Origin of the sequence: Agrobacterium sp. SORGH_AS 787 (genome assembly GCF_030819035.1) — a bacterium.
GTDB classification, from domain to species: Bacteria; Pseudomonadota; Alphaproteobacteria; order Rhizobiales; family Rhizobiaceae; genus Agrobacterium; species Agrobacterium larrymoorei_B.
The window spans coordinates 1,514,910-1,530,423 of sequence record NZ_JAUTBG010000002.1 but is presented as its reverse complement, the minus strand read 5'-3'; the positions used below and the strand labels follow the sequence as shown (position 1 = coordinate 1,530,423).

At 57.7% G+C, this 15,514-nt stretch carries 14 protein-coding genes; 7 read left to right on the top strand and 7 right to left on the bottom strand.

Annotated elements, in window-relative coordinates; all coding sequences use genetic code 11:
• Positions 1-11: 11 nt before the first annotated feature.
• From QE435_RS16585 to QE435_RS16565, 5 genes are all read right to left on the bottom strand, one after another.
• Positions 12-824, bottom strand: coding sequence for an ABC transporter permease subunit (locus QE435_RS16585; protein WP_306931160.1), 813 nt, complete (start codon positions 822-824; stop codon positions 12-14).
• A gap of 3 nt (positions 825-827) precedes the next feature.
• A complete protein-coding gene (locus tag QE435_RS16580; protein ID WP_309772436.1) occupies positions 828-1,736 on the bottom strand; it encodes an ABC transporter permease subunit in 909 nt (302 codons plus the stop codon).
• 11 nt (positions 1,737-1,747) lie between these two features.
• Positions 1,748-2,905, bottom strand: coding sequence for an ABC transporter ATP-binding protein (locus QE435_RS16575; RefSeq protein ID WP_349042033.1), 1,158 nt, complete (start codon positions 2,903-2,905; stop codon positions 1,748-1,750).
• Between the two features lie 76 nt (positions 2,906-2,981).
• Complete coding sequence (locus tag QE435_RS16570; protein WP_306931153.1) at positions 2,982-4,079, bottom strand: polyamine ABC transporter substrate-binding protein; 1,098 nt, start codon at positions 4,077-4,079, stop codon at positions 2,982-2,984.
• Positions 4,080-4,264: 185 nt separating this feature from the next.
• The gene (locus QE435_RS16565) at positions 4,265-5,683 is read right to left on the bottom strand and encodes a short-chain fatty acyl-CoA regulator family protein (protein WP_309772433.1); all 1,419 of its coding nucleotides are present in this window, start codon (positions 5,681-5,683) and stop codon (positions 4,265-4,267) included.
• Between the two features lie 240 nt (positions 5,684-5,923).
• On the opposite strand from QE435_RS16565, the gene aceA reads away from it, so the two are divergent.
• Positions 5,924-7,213, top strand: coding sequence for an isocitrate lyase (gene aceA, locus QE435_RS16560; protein ID WP_349042032.1), 1,290 nt, complete (start codon positions 5,924-5,926; stop codon positions 7,211-7,213).
• 102 nt (positions 7,214-7,315) lie between these two features.
• The gene (locus QE435_RS16555; RefSeq protein WP_062426031.1) at positions 7,316-7,561 is read left to right on the top strand and encodes a hypothetical protein; all 246 of its coding nucleotides are present in this window, start codon (positions 7,316-7,318) and stop codon (positions 7,559-7,561) included.
• Here the strand turns inward: QE435_RS16555 and QE435_RS16550 are convergent.
• Positions 7,558-8,427 (bottom strand): LysR family transcriptional regulator, encoded by an 870-nt coding sequence (locus QE435_RS16550; protein WP_349042031.1) that lies wholly within the window; start codon positions 8,425-8,427, stop codon positions 7,558-7,560. The genes QE435_RS16555 and QE435_RS16550 overlap by 4 nt on opposite strands.
• Before the next feature lie 26 nt (positions 8,428-8,453).
• Here QE435_RS16550 and QE435_RS16545 point away from each other — a divergent pair, with 26 nt between their 5' ends.
• On the top strand, positions 8,454-8,918 hold the full coding sequence (locus tag QE435_RS16545) for a hypothetical protein (RefSeq protein WP_349042030.1): 465 nt from the start codon (positions 8,454-8,456) through the stop codon (positions 8,916-8,918).
• Positions 8,919-9,041: 123 nt separating this feature from the next.
• On the opposite strand, the gene QE435_RS16540 is transcribed toward QE435_RS16545, so the two are convergent.
• Positions 9,042-10,226, bottom strand: a complete 1,185-nt coding sequence (locus QE435_RS16540) for an NAD(P)/FAD-dependent oxidoreductase (RefSeq protein WP_349042029.1) — start codon at positions 10,224-10,226, stop codon at positions 9,042-9,044.
• Between the two features lie 127 nt (positions 10,227-10,353).
• Between QE435_RS16540 and QE435_RS16535 the strand changes: the two genes are divergently transcribed.
• The 4 genes from QE435_RS16535 (at position 10,354) to pgl (ending at position 15,427) form a co-directional block, all read left to right on the top strand.
• Complete coding sequence (locus QE435_RS16535) at positions 10,354-11,790, top strand: glutamine synthetase family protein (protein WP_306931138.1); 1,437 nt, start codon at positions 10,354-10,356, stop codon at positions 11,788-11,790.
• Positions 11,791-11,799: 9 nt separating this feature from the next.
• Positions 11,800-13,086, top strand: coding sequence for an FAD-binding oxidoreductase (locus tag QE435_RS16530; protein ID WP_349042028.1), 1,287 nt, complete (start codon positions 11,800-11,802; stop codon positions 13,084-13,086).
• Between the two features lie 155 nt (positions 13,087-13,241).
• Positions 13,242-14,717: a glucose-6-phosphate dehydrogenase gene (gene zwf, locus QE435_RS16525; RefSeq protein ID WP_306931134.1), complete on the top strand. Its 1,476-nt coding sequence runs from the start codon at positions 13,242-13,244 to the stop codon at positions 14,715-14,717.
• An 11-nt stretch (positions 14,718-14,728) separates the two neighbouring features.
• Complete coding sequence (gene pgl, locus QE435_RS16520) at positions 14,729-15,427, top strand: 6-phosphogluconolactonase (protein ID WP_349042027.1); 699 nt, start codon at positions 14,729-14,731, stop codon at positions 15,425-15,427.
• Positions 15,428-15,514 lie beyond the last annotated feature (87 nt).

Below are 15,514 nucleotides of genomic sequence, written 5' to 3'. Positions count from 1 at the left end.
CCCGAATGTTTTTAGCCCTTGGCGGCCGCGTGCTCATCCCTCATGCGCTGAAGCTCTGTCCGCTTGGAGGTGATCGAGGCGCAAATCACGCCGATGGTCACCAATGCAATCAGAATGGTGCAGATCGCGTTGATCTCCGGCGTAACACCAAGACGCACCTGGGAATAGATCTTAATCGGCAGTGTGGTGGCGCCCGGTCCCGTGGTGAAGCTTGCAATCACCAGATCGTCAAGCGACAGGGAAAAGGCCAGCATCCAGCCTGCGACGACCGCTGGAAGGATCAAAGGCAGGGTGATGCGGAAGAAGGTTTTGACCGGCGGGCAACCGAGATCGAGCGCCGCCTCTTCCAGGCTGCGGTCGAAGGTCAGCAGCCTGGATTGCACGACGATCGCCACATAGCACATGGTGAAGGTCGTATGGGCAATGACGACTGTCCAGAAGCCGCGGTCGACGCCGATAGAGACAAAGAGCAGTAGCAGCGACAGACCGGTGATGACTTCCGGCATGACGAGCGGTGCGTAGATCATCCCGGAAAACAGCATACGTCCGGGGAAACGGGCAAAGCGTGTCAGTGACAGTGCTGCCAGCGTTCCGAGGATCGTGCCGATGGTGGCGCTCAGCACCGCAACGCGCACGGTGATCCAGGCCGCATCCATCAGTCCTTGGTTGGACCACATGGACTGATACCAGTGCAGTGAAAAGCCGCCCCAGACCGTGACCAGCTTGGAGGCGTTGAAGGAGTAGATCACCAGAATCAGGATCGGGATATAGAGAAATGCAAAGCAGATGGTGAGGATGGTCGTATCGAACTTGCCGCGTTTCATGGCTCACCCCACCTTTTTCTGCTGGTTCTGGAAGATGGCGATCGGCACCACCAGCAACAGCAAGAGCAGCACGGCAACAGCCGAGGCGAGCGGCCAGTCACGATTGCCGAAGAACTCGGTCCAGAGCGTTTTGCCGATCATCAGCGTCTGAGCGCCACCGAGAAGATCGGGAATGACGAACTCGCCGGTGATCGGGATAAAGCAGATCATCGAGCCCGCAATGACACCCGGAAGCGACAGGGGGAACGTGATCTTCCAGAAGGCCTTCCACGGCGGGCAGCCAAGATCGGCAGCAGCTTCCAGCAGCGTGTTGTCGAGCTTTTCCAGCGCCGAGTAGAGCGGCAGCACCATGAAGGGAAGATAGGAATAGACGATACCGATGAAGACGGAAATTTCGGTGCGGAAGATGTTCACCTGCTCGTCAGGCCCAAGAATGCCGAGTGACTGGAACAGCACGGTCAGCAGCCCCTCCGGCTTTAGAATACCGATCCAGGCGTAGACTCGGATGAGAAATGACGTCCAAAACGGCAGGATGACGAGCATCACCAAGGTCGGGCGAATGTGATTCGGCGCTCGCGCCATGGCCAGTGCCATCGGATATCCGATCAGAAGCAGCAGCAACGTCGAGATGAGGGCAATCCGTAGCGAAGAAAGATAAGCCTCAATGTACAGCGGGTCTTCCGTCAGGAACAGGTAATTGTCGAAATCGAGCTGCGAGAAGAACTCACCGATCCGGCTGAAGCCCTCAAAGACCGGTACATAGGGCGGCATGGCGATCGCAGTATCGGAGAGCGATATCTTGACGATGATGAAGAAGGGGGCTGCGAAGAACAGCAGCAGCCAAAAGTAAGGAACAGCCACCACCAGCCATTGTAGTGGGCTTCGGCGGCTTTCAGGAGAAGGGATCGCCATTTGTCGCTCTCCTATCGGGTGAGAACCAGGCCGGAATCGGCTTTCCAGGTGAGCCAGACCTTGTCATCGAAGGTGATGGGGCGATCGACAAGGCGCGAGACATTGGCCTGGGCGGCGCGCATGATGCGACCGTCATCGAGCTTGACGATGAAGATGGAGAAATCCCCGAGATAGCCGATATCCCAAACCTCGCCATGGGCGACGTTCACCGTTCCATCGGCCGGCGCATCGAGCGAGATGCGGACCTTCTCCGGTCGAACGGCAAAGGCCACCTGGCTACCGATGGCGGCTTGGCATTCCTGCTCCACCGTCACCTTCAGCCCCTGGCAATCGAGCACAACTTGTGCAGGCTTGCCGTCAGCAGGCGTCTTGCTGTCGATCCTCGCTTCGAAAATATTGATATCGCCGATGAAGTCTGCCACGTAACGGCTGTTCGGTGCTTCGTAGATTTCGGCAGGTGTTGCCACCTGCACGACGATGCCCCTGTCCATCACCGCAATGCGATCCGAGACGGTCATGGCCTCTTCCTGATCGTGGGTAACGATCAGGAATGTAAGGCCGAGTGTCTGCTGAAGATCCATGATTTCGAATTGGGTTTCTTCGCGCAGCTTCTTGTCGAGAGCACCGAGCGGCTCATCGAGGAGCAACACCTTGGGGCGCTTGGCGAGCGAACGGGCAAGCGCCACGCGCTGACGCTGACCACCGGAAAGCTGGCTTGGTTTGCGTTTGGCAAACTCGGTCAGCTTGACGAGGCGCAGCATCTCCGCGACGCGGTTTGCAATATCGGCTTTCGGCAGGCCGTCCTGCTCCAGACCAAAGGCGATGTTCTTCTCCACCGACATATGGGGGAACAGTGCGTAAGACTGGAACATCATATTGGTCGGACGCTTATAGGGCGGCACGCCGGAAATGTCTTTTCCCTGCAGCAGAATGCGGCCCGAGGTCGGCTCCTCGAAGCCTGCCAGCATGCGCATCAGCGTGGTCTTGCCGCAACCGGATGGCCCGAGCAGGGAAAAGAATTCGCGCTCGTAAATATCCAGCGTGAGATTGTCGACGGCGGTGAAATCACCAAACCGCTTGGTCACGTTTTCGAACCGGATGAAGGGGACCGAGGATGGATCTGTCCAAGGAGAGAATGTGCGTTTTACCGGGCCGAGTGATTTCGCCATGACCTGCTCTGTTTGTTTGCGAAAGTGCCGAACGTAAAAGGGGCAGGTGTTTTGCCCGCCCCTTTTTAAAGCCCGATCAGCTGCCGGTTTTTATCTGGGTCCAGACGCGGTTCAGAACGCGCTGCTCACGCGGCCCATAGGGCGAGATGGTGAAGAGCTTCTTCATCGTCGCCTCATCGGGATAGACAGAAGGATTTTTCGCAACCGCCGGGTTCATCAGCGCCTGGGAAGCGAGATTGCCGTTGGCGTATTGAACAAAATCGGAAGCCTTGGCGGCCACTTCCGGCTTCATCATGTAATTGATGAAGGCATGTGCCTCATCGACATTCTTGGCGTCAGCTGGAATGGCAAAGGAGTCCATCCAGATATAGGTGCCTTCCTTCGGGATCACATAATTGACCTCGACGCCGTTCTTGGCTTCCTCGGCACGGGTCTTGGCCTGCAGCACGTCACCGGACCAGCCGATGGTGATGCAGCTGTCGCCATTGGCAAGCTCATCGATATAGGCGGAGGAATTGAATGTCTTCACATAGGGGCGGATGGCTTCGTAGACTTTGCCGCCAGCCTCAAGATCGGCTGTTTCCTTGCTGTCGGGGTTCTTGCCGACATAATTCATGGCAATTGCAAAAGTCTCGTCAGAGGCATCGAGAATATTGATGCCGCAGGACTGCAGCTTCTTGGCGTTTTCCGGCTTGAACAGAATGTCCCAGCTATCGACCTTCACGTCACCGAGTGCGGCTTTAACCTTGGCGACATTGTAGCCAATGCCGGTGGTTCCCCACATGTAATTGACGGCGTATTCGTTGCCAGGGTCATATTGCGACAAACGCGTGGTGATTTCCGGCCACATGTTCTTCAGGTTGGGCAGTTTGGACTTGTCGAGCTTCTGATACACACCTGCCTTGATTTGGCGCGCAAGGAAAGGCGATGTGGGCGCAACCACGTCATAACCGGAATTCCCCGCCAAAAGCTTGGTTTCCAGAACTTCGTTGCCGTCATAAACGTCGTAGACGACCTTGATACCCGTTTCCTTGGTGAAGTCCTCAAGGATGGAGGGGTCAATATAGTCGGACCAGTTATAGACGTGGACGACCTTTTCCTGGGCAAAGGCAGCGCCGGCAGAGAGAACGGCCGTGGCAAAAGCCAGAGTGAAACGAAGCGATCGGTAACCCATGATTTCTCCTGATATGGCGCATGACGAGAAACTGCGCAAACCCCTTTGTTTTCGCAGAGACTAAGAAGGAAAATCGGCCTCCGCAAGCAGAAATGTGCAGTGCGAAAATTTCAGGCAGATGACATTTTGGCGAGGAGACGTGAGACCTGTGCGAAACCCCGGTGACGCGAGATCTCCAAGCCAAGCTATTGAAAATCGAAGACGCTGAGGCCTGTCACCATTTCGTCGAGACCCAGCGGACGCGTCAGCGGCGCCTCCGCCCGTGACAGACAGCCCTGCCTTTCGCACAGTCGACAGGACGGGCCGATCGCAATCGCACTGGCCGAGCCAGTGAGCGCTTCGCCATAGACCATATCCTTCGCGTGGACCGCCTCGGTGACGATCATCAGGGCTGTACGGCGCACCCGTTCTCCGAACCCGGCCTGCGGTCCTTCCAGTGTACGTGAGATTGTGATGTAGGCGGCGCCATCTGGCATTTCGGCGCTCTCAACCAGCACCTGCCCCGGCTGGGCGAAGGCCGCGTGAATGTTGAGCCTTGGACAGAGTCCGCCGAACTTTGCCTGCGGGAAGCCTAGCGCCCCGGCCTTGCGAAAGCGGTTTCCGGCACTGTCTGTCTCCATCATGAAGAAAGGGACTGCGGACGATCCCGGCTTTGCCAGCGAAACGAGGCGATTGGCCGCCTGTTCGAAGGAGACGTTGAAGCGTGCGCGCAGCACATCGATATCGTAGCGTGCGCGCTGCGCCGCAGCCAGGTAAGCAGCATAGGGCATCATCAAAGCGTGGGCGGCATAGCGTGCGAGTTCAAAACGAGCGATGCGCTTTGCCTCTTCGTTTGAAAGCGCCAGCGCCTCCAGTTCCTGCGAGATTTCCGCGGTCAGCGCCAGTAATGAAACCTCCATGGCCAGTTCGCGAAGCTGATCATGCGTCGACAAACGCTCGGAGAGAAACAAGCGCATGGAGTGCCGGTCATAGCGGCGGCGAAGGTTTGGCATAGCATGGACCGGCAGACTGCGGACGATGATGCCATGGTTTTTTTGCAGCCAGGATTTCAAGGCAGATGCCAGATCGTCGCTGGCTCCAAGTGCTGCGTGAAAGCTCTCCGCCGCGCTATCGAGAAGGGCGAAATGCGCTGGCCTGCTTTCGAACACCTGCCTAACCTCATCGATCGGTAGCCGCGCCGCCGACAGGGTCGTCTGATGGCCCTCGCGTGCCAGAAGGTCGGAGAGATCGCTAAGACGCTTGGCCTGTTCGCTATAGGCGCGGTAGAGCTTAACCACGCCCATGGCGGCGTTTGGTGCTGCTTCCGCCACCTCGACGAGTTCTTGCGGTGACGGAATCTCCCCTGCCAGCAATGGATCTGCGAAGACCTCCCGCAACTGGCTGGCGGTGCCACCACTTTCGCCCTGCAGGTCGTCGAGATCGACCTTGTAGACGGAAGCGAGTTTCAGCAGCAGTTGAACCGTCAAAGGCCGCTGATTGCGCTCGATGAGATTGAGATAGGATGGCGAGATGGACAGCGCTTCCGCCATGGCGGTCTGCGTCAGGCCCAAGCCGTTTCGCACCCGGCGCACGCGCGGCCCTGCAAAGATCTTTGTTTCCGCCATCGCCCCTCCCCTTTGACAAAGGCTAACACAATATGAGCACTTGCCACTTTTACAAAATTTACATTTTTACAAGTTGGTTCTGTCAAAGACGATACAGCATAACCCGTTTCAAGTCACTGTTTTTCCTTTTCATCTAGTCATAGAAAATCGAGAAATGTAAATTCAGTCACATCAGATCGCTGCTACCGATCCAATTCAGAAGCAGCGGGAAGTGGCAGCACATAGACATGGGAGAGAGATGTGACTGATTTTTACAAACTTGTTCCAAATGCTCCAAAGGGACGCTTCGACGGCATCGAGCGCACCTACACGGCAGAAGACGTTTTGAAGCTGCGCGGCTCGGTCGATATTCGCTATTCGCTTGCCGAAATGGGCGCCAACCGCCTGTGGCAGCTGATCAACGAAGAGAACTTCGTCAATGCGTTGGGTGCGCTTTCCGGCAACCAGGCCATGCAGATGGTCCGGGCCGGTCTGAAGGCCATCTATCTCTCCGGCTGGCAGGTTGCAGCCGATGCGAATACGGCGTCGGCCATGTATCCGGACCAGTCGCTCTATCCGGCAAATGCCGCGCCCGAACTTGCCAAGCGCATCAATCGCACGCTTCAGCGCGCCGACCAGATCGAAACCGCCGAAGGCAATGGCCTTTCGGTTGACACATGGTTTGCCCCAATCGTTGCCGATGCCGAGGCTGGCTTCGGTGGTCCGCTGAACGCCTTCGAAATCATGAAGGCCTTCATTGAGGCGGGTGCTGCCGGCGTTCACTATGAGGATCAGCTGGCATCGGAAAAGAAGTGCGGCCACCTCGGTGGAAAGGTTCTGATCCCGACGGCGGCGCATATCCGCAACCTGACGGCAGCGCGCCTTGCAGCAGACGTCATGGGTGTTCCGACGCTGGTCATTGCCAGAACCGACGCGGAAGCGGCGAAGCTTCTGACATCCGATATCGACGAGCGGGACCGCCCCTTTGTCGATTACGATGCCGGTCGCACCGTCGAAGGTTTCTATCAGGTGAAGAACGGGCTTGAGCCCTGCATCGCCCGCGCCAATGCTTACGCGCCCTATTGCGATCTGATCTGGTGCGAAACATCCAAGCCGGATCTGGAGCAGGCCCGCAAATTTGCCGAAGGCGTCCACAAGGTTCATCCGGGCAAGAAGCTTGCATACAACTGCTCACCGTCCTTCAACTGGAAGAAGAACCTGGACGATGCGACGATTGCGAAGTTCCAGCGCGAGTTGGGCGCGATGGGCTACAAGTTCCAGTTCATCACGCTTGCCGGTTTCCACCAGTTGAATTACGGCATGTTCGAACTGGCACGCGGCTACAAGAATCGCCAGATGGCAGCCTATTCGGAGCTTCAGGAGGCGGAATTTGCAGCCGAGATCAACGGCTACACCGCAACCAAACACCAGCGGGAAGTCGGCACCGGCTATTTCGACGCGGTCTCTGTCGCAATTTCCGGTGGCACATCGTCCACCACCGCCATGAGTGAATCGACCGAGCATGACCAGTTCCGCCCGGCCGCAGAGTAACATCTGAAGTGTGAAAAGCTTCAGGTACTTTTTTTAACGCATGTCGTTATTCGCAAACCGCTCAACAGCTTTGCGCGGCATGATCTTCGAGGAGGAAAGACAATGGCTTCGATTTCGAGAGTAAGAGAACGGGCAGAAGAACAGTCCTCTGCCATGACGCAGGATCAACAGGCTGCCATCCGTATGCTGGCAAATGATCTGCACCGCCTCAACCAGGCGGTCATGAATGCGGTCGAGGCCGGAATCTCCGTCGAACTCGTCCGCTCCGCCCGCCATCATGGCGGCGACGGGAACTGGGGCGATCTGCTGATCCCGGTTATCGTGGCGCAGAGCAAGGCTGCGGCCTAACGTGCAGACGTCCGCCCCGCGTAAAGGTCGGCGTTCTGTTTGATGAGCTTGATCATTCGGTCTGCCACCGTCCGTATATCACGGCGGTGGCGGTCCTCGTTGTTCATCACCAGCCATTGCTGATGACGAAGCTCACCGATCTCCATGCCCTCCCGCACGAGCCGCGCATCCACGTCGCCGATGAAGCACGGTAGCACCGCTGTGCCTGCGCCAGACAGAATAAGTTCCCGCAACGCTGACGGGCGGTTCACCGTCACCGCTATCTTGTCTGGAGCAAGCTCATGCGGCCAGCGCAGATAGGCGGAGATCGCATTTTCCTTGTCGATCGCAATCCAGCGGTCGGCGACGGATTGAGGCGCATTGCGCAACCGGTAAGCCGCGTAAGCAACGTCGCCGGTCTTGACCGCTGCCAGATTGCGTTCTTCAGGCTCGAAAGCGCGGATGCCGATATCGTTTTCGCGATGCGCCAGGGTCGCTCTTTGTTCGGCGATGAAGAGGTCGATGCGGAAACTGTCGCGTTCGCTGCAAATGGCTGAGAAATTGCTCATCATCAACTGCGCATTCCATGTGCCTAGCGCGATCCGGACCAGAGATGTGGTGACGCTTGATTTTCGCCAGCCATCGATCGTTCCGGCGGCCTCTTCCATCGCAAGAAGGTTATCGAAGAGGGTACGACCGTCAGCCGTCAGCGCGTATCCGGTCTGGCTTCTGACAAAGAGTGCCTTACCAAGCTTTTGCTCTAGCTCCAGCATCTTACGACCGATCGTAGCCGGGCTGAGGCGCGTGGTCCTTGCCGCACCCGTGAGCCCGCCGCCTCTGGCGACGTCGAGAAAAAGCTGAAAGGCATCCCATCCGATGTTTTTCATGATTGAAAAACGTAAGGCATTCCCGGATGCAGATAAAGCAAAAACAGGCGTGCAGGATGGTGACACTCAACAAAAGGGAGTTCACCATGCATGAGATTTACGCAGCCTTTGGCTTCATAAGGGTGCCCGCTCCTGAAGGCCCGAGGGCGAGGCGGGAAGCAGAGGAAAAATTTTATGCTGAAGCCTGCGCACCAGGCATCATGCGGCGCGCTTTTGCGGCACTGAGGCGCGGGCTTATAAGCTTAAAGCGCGATAGCGAGCAAAGCCGCGAGAGCACCGGCCGCAATCAGGCTCAGGCGAAAGGCAAAAAGGAGGTTGTCATTGCGTGTGCGGGCAATAGCGACGGCGCGAGCGCGATTTCTGGACATCATTATGAGCGGCTTCCAACGAAAAACATAACCGTCCAATGCCGGGTTCCGGCGTCCAGCGAGACCTCATGTTCCAACTCGCGTTGTGCTGGCATAGAGGTCAGCATGACTCCGGCCCCTTAACAAGATGTTTAAGGCCCCGCCGCGCTGCAGCATTTCCAGTAAAACTGTTTCGGCCTTGCCTCCGAACTACATCAGATCGGGCATTGGCGGAATTTCGGTGGGCACATCTTTATCGGAATTGCACTAAACAGAATCTCCGGCAGCATAACCGGATGCCCAGGCCCATTGGAAATTATAGCCGCCGAGCCAGCCTGTGACATCCACGCCCTCACCGATAAAATAGAGCCCCGGCACCGACTTTGCCTGCATGGTTTTTGAGTCCAAATGAGTGGTATCGACGCCGCCCAGCGTCACTTCGGCGGTGCGATATCCTTCCGAACCGGATGGCTTGATCTGCCACTCCTGCGCGCTTGCCGCAAGCGCCGCTAATGCCTTGTCCGACAAATCGGCGAGGTGGCTGGTGAGACCCGACTGCTCCACCAGATATTGCGCAAGCCGCTTCGGCAAGATTTCGCCCAACGCAGTCTGGGCAGACTGCTTGCCATTGGCCTTTTTGGCGGCCTTCAGCTTCTCGGCAATATCCTGATCCGGCTCAAGCTTCAGACAAATGGAATCGCCTTCCCGCCAATAGGATGAGATCTGCAAAATGGACGGGCCGCTCAAGCCGCGATGGGTAAAAAGCAGCGCTTCGCGGAATGTCGTCTTACCGTGCGAGACATCGGCCGGAACTGCAACGCCAGCGAGAGGCGACAGTCGCTCCAACTGCGCCGGATCGAGCGTTAGCGGCACGAGACCAGGGCGCGGCTCGACCAAAGAGAGTTCGAATTGCTCGGCAAGTTTGTAAGCGAAGCCGGTGGAGCCCATCTTGGGGATCGACTTTCCGCCGGTGGCAATCACCAGGCTCTTTGCCTCGATAGACCCTTGCGACGTCGCCACGCGAAAGCCGTCCGTTGCCATGCCTTCGACCGACGTAATCTCCGTCTGTAGCCGCAGCTTGGCACCCACCGCCTGCATCTCCGTCAGCAGCATGCGGATGATGTCCTTGGCGCTGTCGTCGCAGAAGAGTTGGCCGAGCGTCTTTTCGTGCCAGGCAATCTTGTGCTTCTCGACCAGATCGAGAAAATCGCGCGGCGTGTAGCGGGCAAGCGCCGACTTGGCGAAATGCAGGTTTTGCGAGAGATAGTTCTTCGGCCCGGCATGGATATTGGTGAAGTTGCAGCGCCCGCCACCGGAGATGCGGATTTTCTCTCCCGGCGCTTTGGCATGGTCGAGAATGATGACGGAGCGAGCGCGCTGACCGGCGCGGATGGCGCACATCATGCCCGCGGCCCCGGCGCCCAAAATCAGCACATCACATTTTTCCGTCATGGATTTTCCTTATCCTTGTTGCACTTCCTCTTTTCGAAGTCCGGCTTCTTGTCAATGCGCATTCCCCTCTCGCCAATTGTCAAAGTCTGACTATTATGGCCCCAGTCGAAACACACCCCGGTGATTTATGCCCCCGAAGAAAACCATGCTCCGCCCGAAAAAACCGGCAACCATGGCGAAGAAACCACCCGTTGAACTCTCCTCTACCCGCGGCGTCTCCACCTGGCGCGAAGCGGCTCAATGGCTGAAGGCACGCGGGATCGAAGACATCGAATGCATCACTCCCGATCTGGCAGGCGTTCCCCGCGGCAAGATGATGCCGACGGCGAAGTTTACCGGCGATACCTCGCTGGCGCTGCCCTCTGCACTCTATCGTCATACGATTTCCGGCGATTATCCGGATGAGACCGCGAATTTCCGCTATGAACCCCGCGACAGCGACCTGAAGCTGGTCCCTGATCTTTCGACACTTTCCGTCGTACCGTGGGAAAGCGACCCGACCGCGCAGGTCATTTGCGATGTCGTGGATCAAGAAGGCAAACCCGTCTCCTATACGCCTCGCAACGTTTTGAAGAACGTGCTCTCTCTTTATAGGGAAAAGGGCTGGAAGCCGGTCGTGGCGCCCGAAATCGAGTTCTATCTCGTGGCGATGAATGACGACCCGGATTATCCTCTGCATCCGCCGAAGGGTCGTTCAGGGCGCTCCATTGTCGGTGGCCAGAGCTATTCGATTGCAGGTATCAACGAGTTCGACGAGTTGATCGACGACATCTACCACTTCTCGGAAAAGCAGGGTCTCGAGATCGACACCCTTATCCATGAAGAAGGCCCCGCGCAGCTCGAAATCAATCTCCGCCATGGGGATCCGGTCGAGCTTGCCGATCAGGTGTTCCTCTTCAAGCGCACCATTCGCGAAGCCGCGCTGAAACATGGTATCTACGCGACCTTTATGGCGAAGCCCATGCAGGCCCAGCCCGGTTCGGCCATGCACATCCACCAGTCCGTCATCGATATCGAGACCGGCGAGAACGTGTTTTCCAACAAGGATGGGAGCCCGTCGAAGGAGTTCTTCTCCTTCGTTGGTGGCATGCAGCGCTATGTGCCGAACGCGCTCGTCATGCTTGCACCCTATGTGAATTCCTATCGCCGCCTGACGCCGGATATGGCCTGCCCGGTCAACAATGCCTGGGGCTATGACAACCGCACCACGGCCTTTCGCGTGCCGATTTCCGGCCCGCAGGCGCGGCGCGTCGAAAACCGCCTACCGAGCTCAGATGCCAATCCGTATCTCGCGCTTGCCGCTTCACTCGGCTGTGGCTGGCTCGGCATCATGAACAATATCGAGCCGACCGAACCGACCTATGAGACGGCCAATGAAGGCTCGATAGAGCTTCCACGCGGCCTGCTGGAGGCAGTCGCGCTTCTGGAGCAGGAGCAGCAGTTCGAACGCATCTTCGGAAACGAATTCGTCGGCCTTTATGCTGGCCTGAAACGGGGCGAATTCGAAACCTTCATGCAGGTGATCAGCCCCTGGGAGCGCGAGTTCCTCCTGCTGAACGTGTGAGGTAAATATATGACATGGCAGAGCCCGATTGCGCCGGGTATTTCCTGGTATCAGGATACGGTTGCCGACAGACCCGACTATCCGGCGATGGATGGGTCGCGGACTTCCGACGTCGCCATTATCGGCGGCGGCTTTACCGGCTTGCAAGCGGCCTGCAATCTGGCGCGCGCGGGCATTTCCGTCACCCTCATCGAGGCGCATCGCTTTGGCGATGGCGCTTCGGGACGCAATGGCGGGCAATTCGGCACGGGCCAGCGCGCCTGGCCGGATGAGCTTGAAGAGAAGATCGGCTTCGAACGCTCCAAAGCGCTTTTCGACCTTGCGGAAAATGCCAAGCACTATGTGCTCGACTTTGCCCGAGACAATCAGATCGACATGGAGTTCCAGCCCGGGCAGTTGAACGTCTCGCACAAGCGCGCTTATGAGAAGAGTTATCGAGACAGCGTCGACGCCATGGTCGGCCGCTATGGCTATGAGCAAATCTCCTTCATGGAAAAGGACGAAACCGCTCATCGCTTGGGGTCGTCTCACTATCATTGCGGCGTGCGCGATACCGGCACCGGCCACATTCATCCACTGAAACTGCTGGTCGGGCTGGCGAAAGCAGCGAAAGCAGCGGGCGCCGATATCTTCGAGATGACGCCGGCCAAGTCGATCCGTCAGTCCGGCGGTAAGACGCTGATCGAAACGCCCTCGGGCACGATCACTGCCAACCGTGCGCTGATTGCGACCAATGCCTATATCGGCAATCTGGAGCCTGTCACCGCGGCGCATGTGATGCCGATCCGCTCCTTCATCGGGGCAACGGCACCGCTTGATCAGTTTCCATCGATCATTCCGGACAAGGAAGCCGTGGCGGATTCGCGCTTCGTCGTGCGCTATTTCCGCAAGACACTGGATAACCGCCTGCTGTTTGGCGGGCGAGAAGCCTACACGGCGGATTCGCCACGCGACATTTCCAAGCACATCCGCAAGCAGATTTCGGAAATCTACCCCGCGCTTGCCAATGTCGACATGACGCATGCCTGGGGCGGCTCTGTCGGTATCACGCTGACCCGCCAGCCATTCGTGCGTGAAGTCATGCCGGGGGTGATTTCCATCGGCGGTTATTCCGGCCACGGTGTGATGCTGTCCAACTATTGCGGCAAGCTTTATGCGGATATGGTGATCAACAAGGACAAGGCGCTCGATCAGTTTGCCGCACTCGACGTGCCGTCCTTCCCGGGCGGGACATCGCTGCGGGCGCCCCTCCTGTTCCTGGCGCTGACATGGTATGCTCTACGGGACAGGTTTTGAAGGAGCCTGCCTTCACATTACGCAAAAGCAGCGATTGGACCCCTCGCTGGCATGACCGGCCAGCAGCAAAATTCATTATTTCTTACATCAACTCTGGCATTTTTAAATCGATTAGATTATGGATGCCCTAACGTGTAGAGATCGAGAGAATCGACATGAGCAGTCAAATTATTCCCGTTGACCCCTTTGATTGCGTCGTCTTTGGCGGCACAGGCGATCTGGCAGAACGCAAGCTTCTGCCCGCCCTTTACCACCGTCAGGTGGAAGGCCAGTTGACCGAACCGACCCGCATCATCGGCGCTTCCCGCTCTGTCATGACGCATGAGGAATATCGGAAGTTTGCCCAGGATGCCCTGAAGGAACATCTGAAGGCGGGCGAATATGACGAGGAGCAGGTCGCCAAGTTTTGTGCGCGCCTCTTCTACGTTCCTGTCGATGCCAAGTCCGACGATGGTTGGGACAAGCTGAAGAAACTTCTCGACGAAGGCAAGGATCGCATCCGCGCTTTCTACCTTGCCGTTGCGCCTGGAATTTTTGGCGACATCGCCTCGAAGATCCGTGACCACAAGCTGATCACCAAATCCACCCGCATCGTGGTGGAAAAGCCGATCGGCCGTGACTTGGCTTCCGCGCTGGAACTAAACGACACGCTTGGTAACGTCTTCAAGGAAGAGCAGATCTTCCGTATCGACCACTATCTGGGCAAGGAGACGGTTCAGAACCTCATGGTTCTGCGCTTTGCCAACGCGCTCTACGAGCCGCTGTGGAATTCCACCCATATCGACCACGTGCAGATCACCGTTGCCGAGTCCGTCGGACTAGAGGGCCGCGCAGGTTACTACGACAAGGCGGGCGCGCTTCGCGATATGGTGCAGAACCATATTCTCCAGTTGCTTTGCCTCGTCGCGATGGAGCCTCCATCGTCGATGAACGCCGAAGCGGTGCGCGACGAGAAGTTGAAAGTGCTGCGCGCGCTGAAGCCGATCACGCAATCCAATGTAGAGAAGAACACCGTGCGCGGACAATACCGCGCTGGTGCTTCGGCAGGCGGCCCGGTCAAGGGTTATCTGGAAGAGCTGGAAGGCGGCGTTTCCAACACGGAAACCTTCGTCGCCCTCAAGGCGGAAATCGGCAACTGGCGCTGGGCGGGCGTACCTTTCTACATCCGTACCGGCAAGCGCCTTGCCACGCGCGTTTCGGAAATCGTCGTCACCTTCAAGCAGATCCCGCATTCGATCTTCGATGACGCTGCCGGCAAGATCGAAGCCAACAAGCTGGTGATCCGCCTCCAGCCGGATGAAGGCGTCAAGCAGTCTCTGCTCATCAAGGATCCGGGCCCGGGCGGCATGCGTCTTCGTCAGGTATCGCTCGATATGAGTTTTGCCGAGGCCTTCAACGTGCGCAACCCGGATGCCTATGAGCGTCTGTTGATGGATACGATCCGCTCGAACCAGACGCTTTTCATGCGCCGCGACGAAGTGGAAGCGGCATGGAACTGGGTCGATCCGATCCTGAAAAGCTGGGAAGCCGTCGGTCAGGGCGTGCAGGGTTACACCTCCGGCACCTGGGGACCAAGTGGCGCAATCGCGCTGATCGAGCGAGACGGTCGTACCTGGCACGAAGCCGACTAAGGAAGATGCGGATGGAACCGAACATGCACATCTTCAAGGACGGTCCAGAACTGGCCGAGAAGCTCGCAGACGATGTTGCGGCGCATCTGAAAGCAGTCATAGACGAGCGTGGGGCGGCTAGCATGGCCGTCTCCGGTGGCTCCACGCCAAAGCTGTTCTTCCAGACGCTCTCCAAGCATGAGCTGGAATGGCCGCGCGTCAGCATCACTTTGGTGGACGAACGTTTCGTCCCGCCGGACAATGATCGCTCCAACCACAAGCTGGTGGCCGAGAACCTTCTGCAGAACGAGGCGAAGGCTGCCTATTTCGTGCCGCTATATCAGTCTGCCGCCTCACCTGAAGATGCGGCAACACTGGCAACAGCAAGAACCGCTGACATCTGCGACCCGTTCGATGTCGTCATTCTAGGCATGGGGACCGACGGACATACGGCGTCCTTCTTCCCCGGCGGGGACAACCTCGAAGAAGCGCTCGATCTCGATGAGCCGCGCTCCGTGCTGACCATGGCTGCGGAAAATGCCGGCGAGGAAAGGCTGACCTTCAACCTCGCCGCCCTTCACGACGCACGTTTCCTGGTGCTGCACATCGAAGGTGCGGCGAAGAAGGAGACGCTGGAGAAAGCGCAGTCCGACCTCGACGAGGATGAGATGCCGATCCGCTCCGTCCTGAACCGTGCGGATTCGACGGTGAATATCTACTGGGCACCATGACGATCCGCATTCACGCGGCGGCGGTGTCCGGCATTTGAATGAAACATGATCGTCGGCCCGGTCTCCTGAGCCTGGGGCCGACGCTCA

Coding starts and splice junctions, on each gene's coding strand:
- QE435_RS16585 (WP_306931160.1), bottom strand. CDS start 824: ATGAAACGCGGCAAGTTCGATACGACCATCCTCACCATCTGCTTTGCA.
- QE435_RS16580 (WP_309772436.1), bottom strand. CDS start 1,736: ATGGCGATCCCTTCTCCTGAAAGCCGCCGAAGCCCACTACAATGGCTG.
- QE435_RS16575 (WP_349042033.1), bottom strand. CDS start 2,905: ATGGCGAAATCACTCGGCCCGGTAAAACGCACATTCTCTCCTTGGACA.
- QE435_RS16570 (WP_306931153.1), bottom strand. CDS start 4,079: ATGGGTTACCGATCGCTTCGTTTCACTCTGGCTTTTGCCACGGCCGTT.
- QE435_RS16565 (WP_309772433.1), bottom strand. CDS start 5,683: ATGGCGGAAACAAAGATCTTTGCAGGGCCGCGCGTGCGCCGGGTGCGA.
- QE435_RS16555 (WP_062426031.1), top strand. CDS start 7,316: ATGGCTTCGATTTCGAGAGTAAGAGAACGGGCAGAAGAACAGTCCTCT.
- QE435_RS16550 (WP_349042031.1), bottom strand. CDS start 8,427: ATGAAAAACATCGGATGGGATGCCTTTCAGCTTTTTCTCGACGTCGCC.
- QE435_RS16545 (WP_349042030.1), top strand. CDS start 8,454: ATGCAGATAAAGCAAAAACAGGCGTGCAGGATGGTGACACTCAACAAA.
- QE435_RS16540 (WP_349042029.1), bottom strand. CDS start 10,226: ATGACGGAAAAATGTGATGTGCTGATTTTGGGCGCCGGGGCCGCGGGC.
- QE435_RS16535 (WP_306931138.1), top strand. CDS start 10,354: ATGCCCCCGAAGAAAACCATGCTCCGCCCGAAAAAACCGGCAACCATG.
- QE435_RS16530 (WP_349042028.1), top strand. CDS start 11,800: ATGACATGGCAGAGCCCGATTGCGCCGGGTATTTCCTGGTATCAGGAT.
- zwf (WP_306931134.1), top strand. CDS start 13,242: ATGAGCAGTCAAATTATTCCCGTTGACCCCTTTGATTGCGTCGTCTTT.
- pgl (WP_349042027.1), top strand. CDS start 14,729: ATGGAACCGAACATGCACATCTTCAAGGACGGTCCAGAACTGGCCGAG.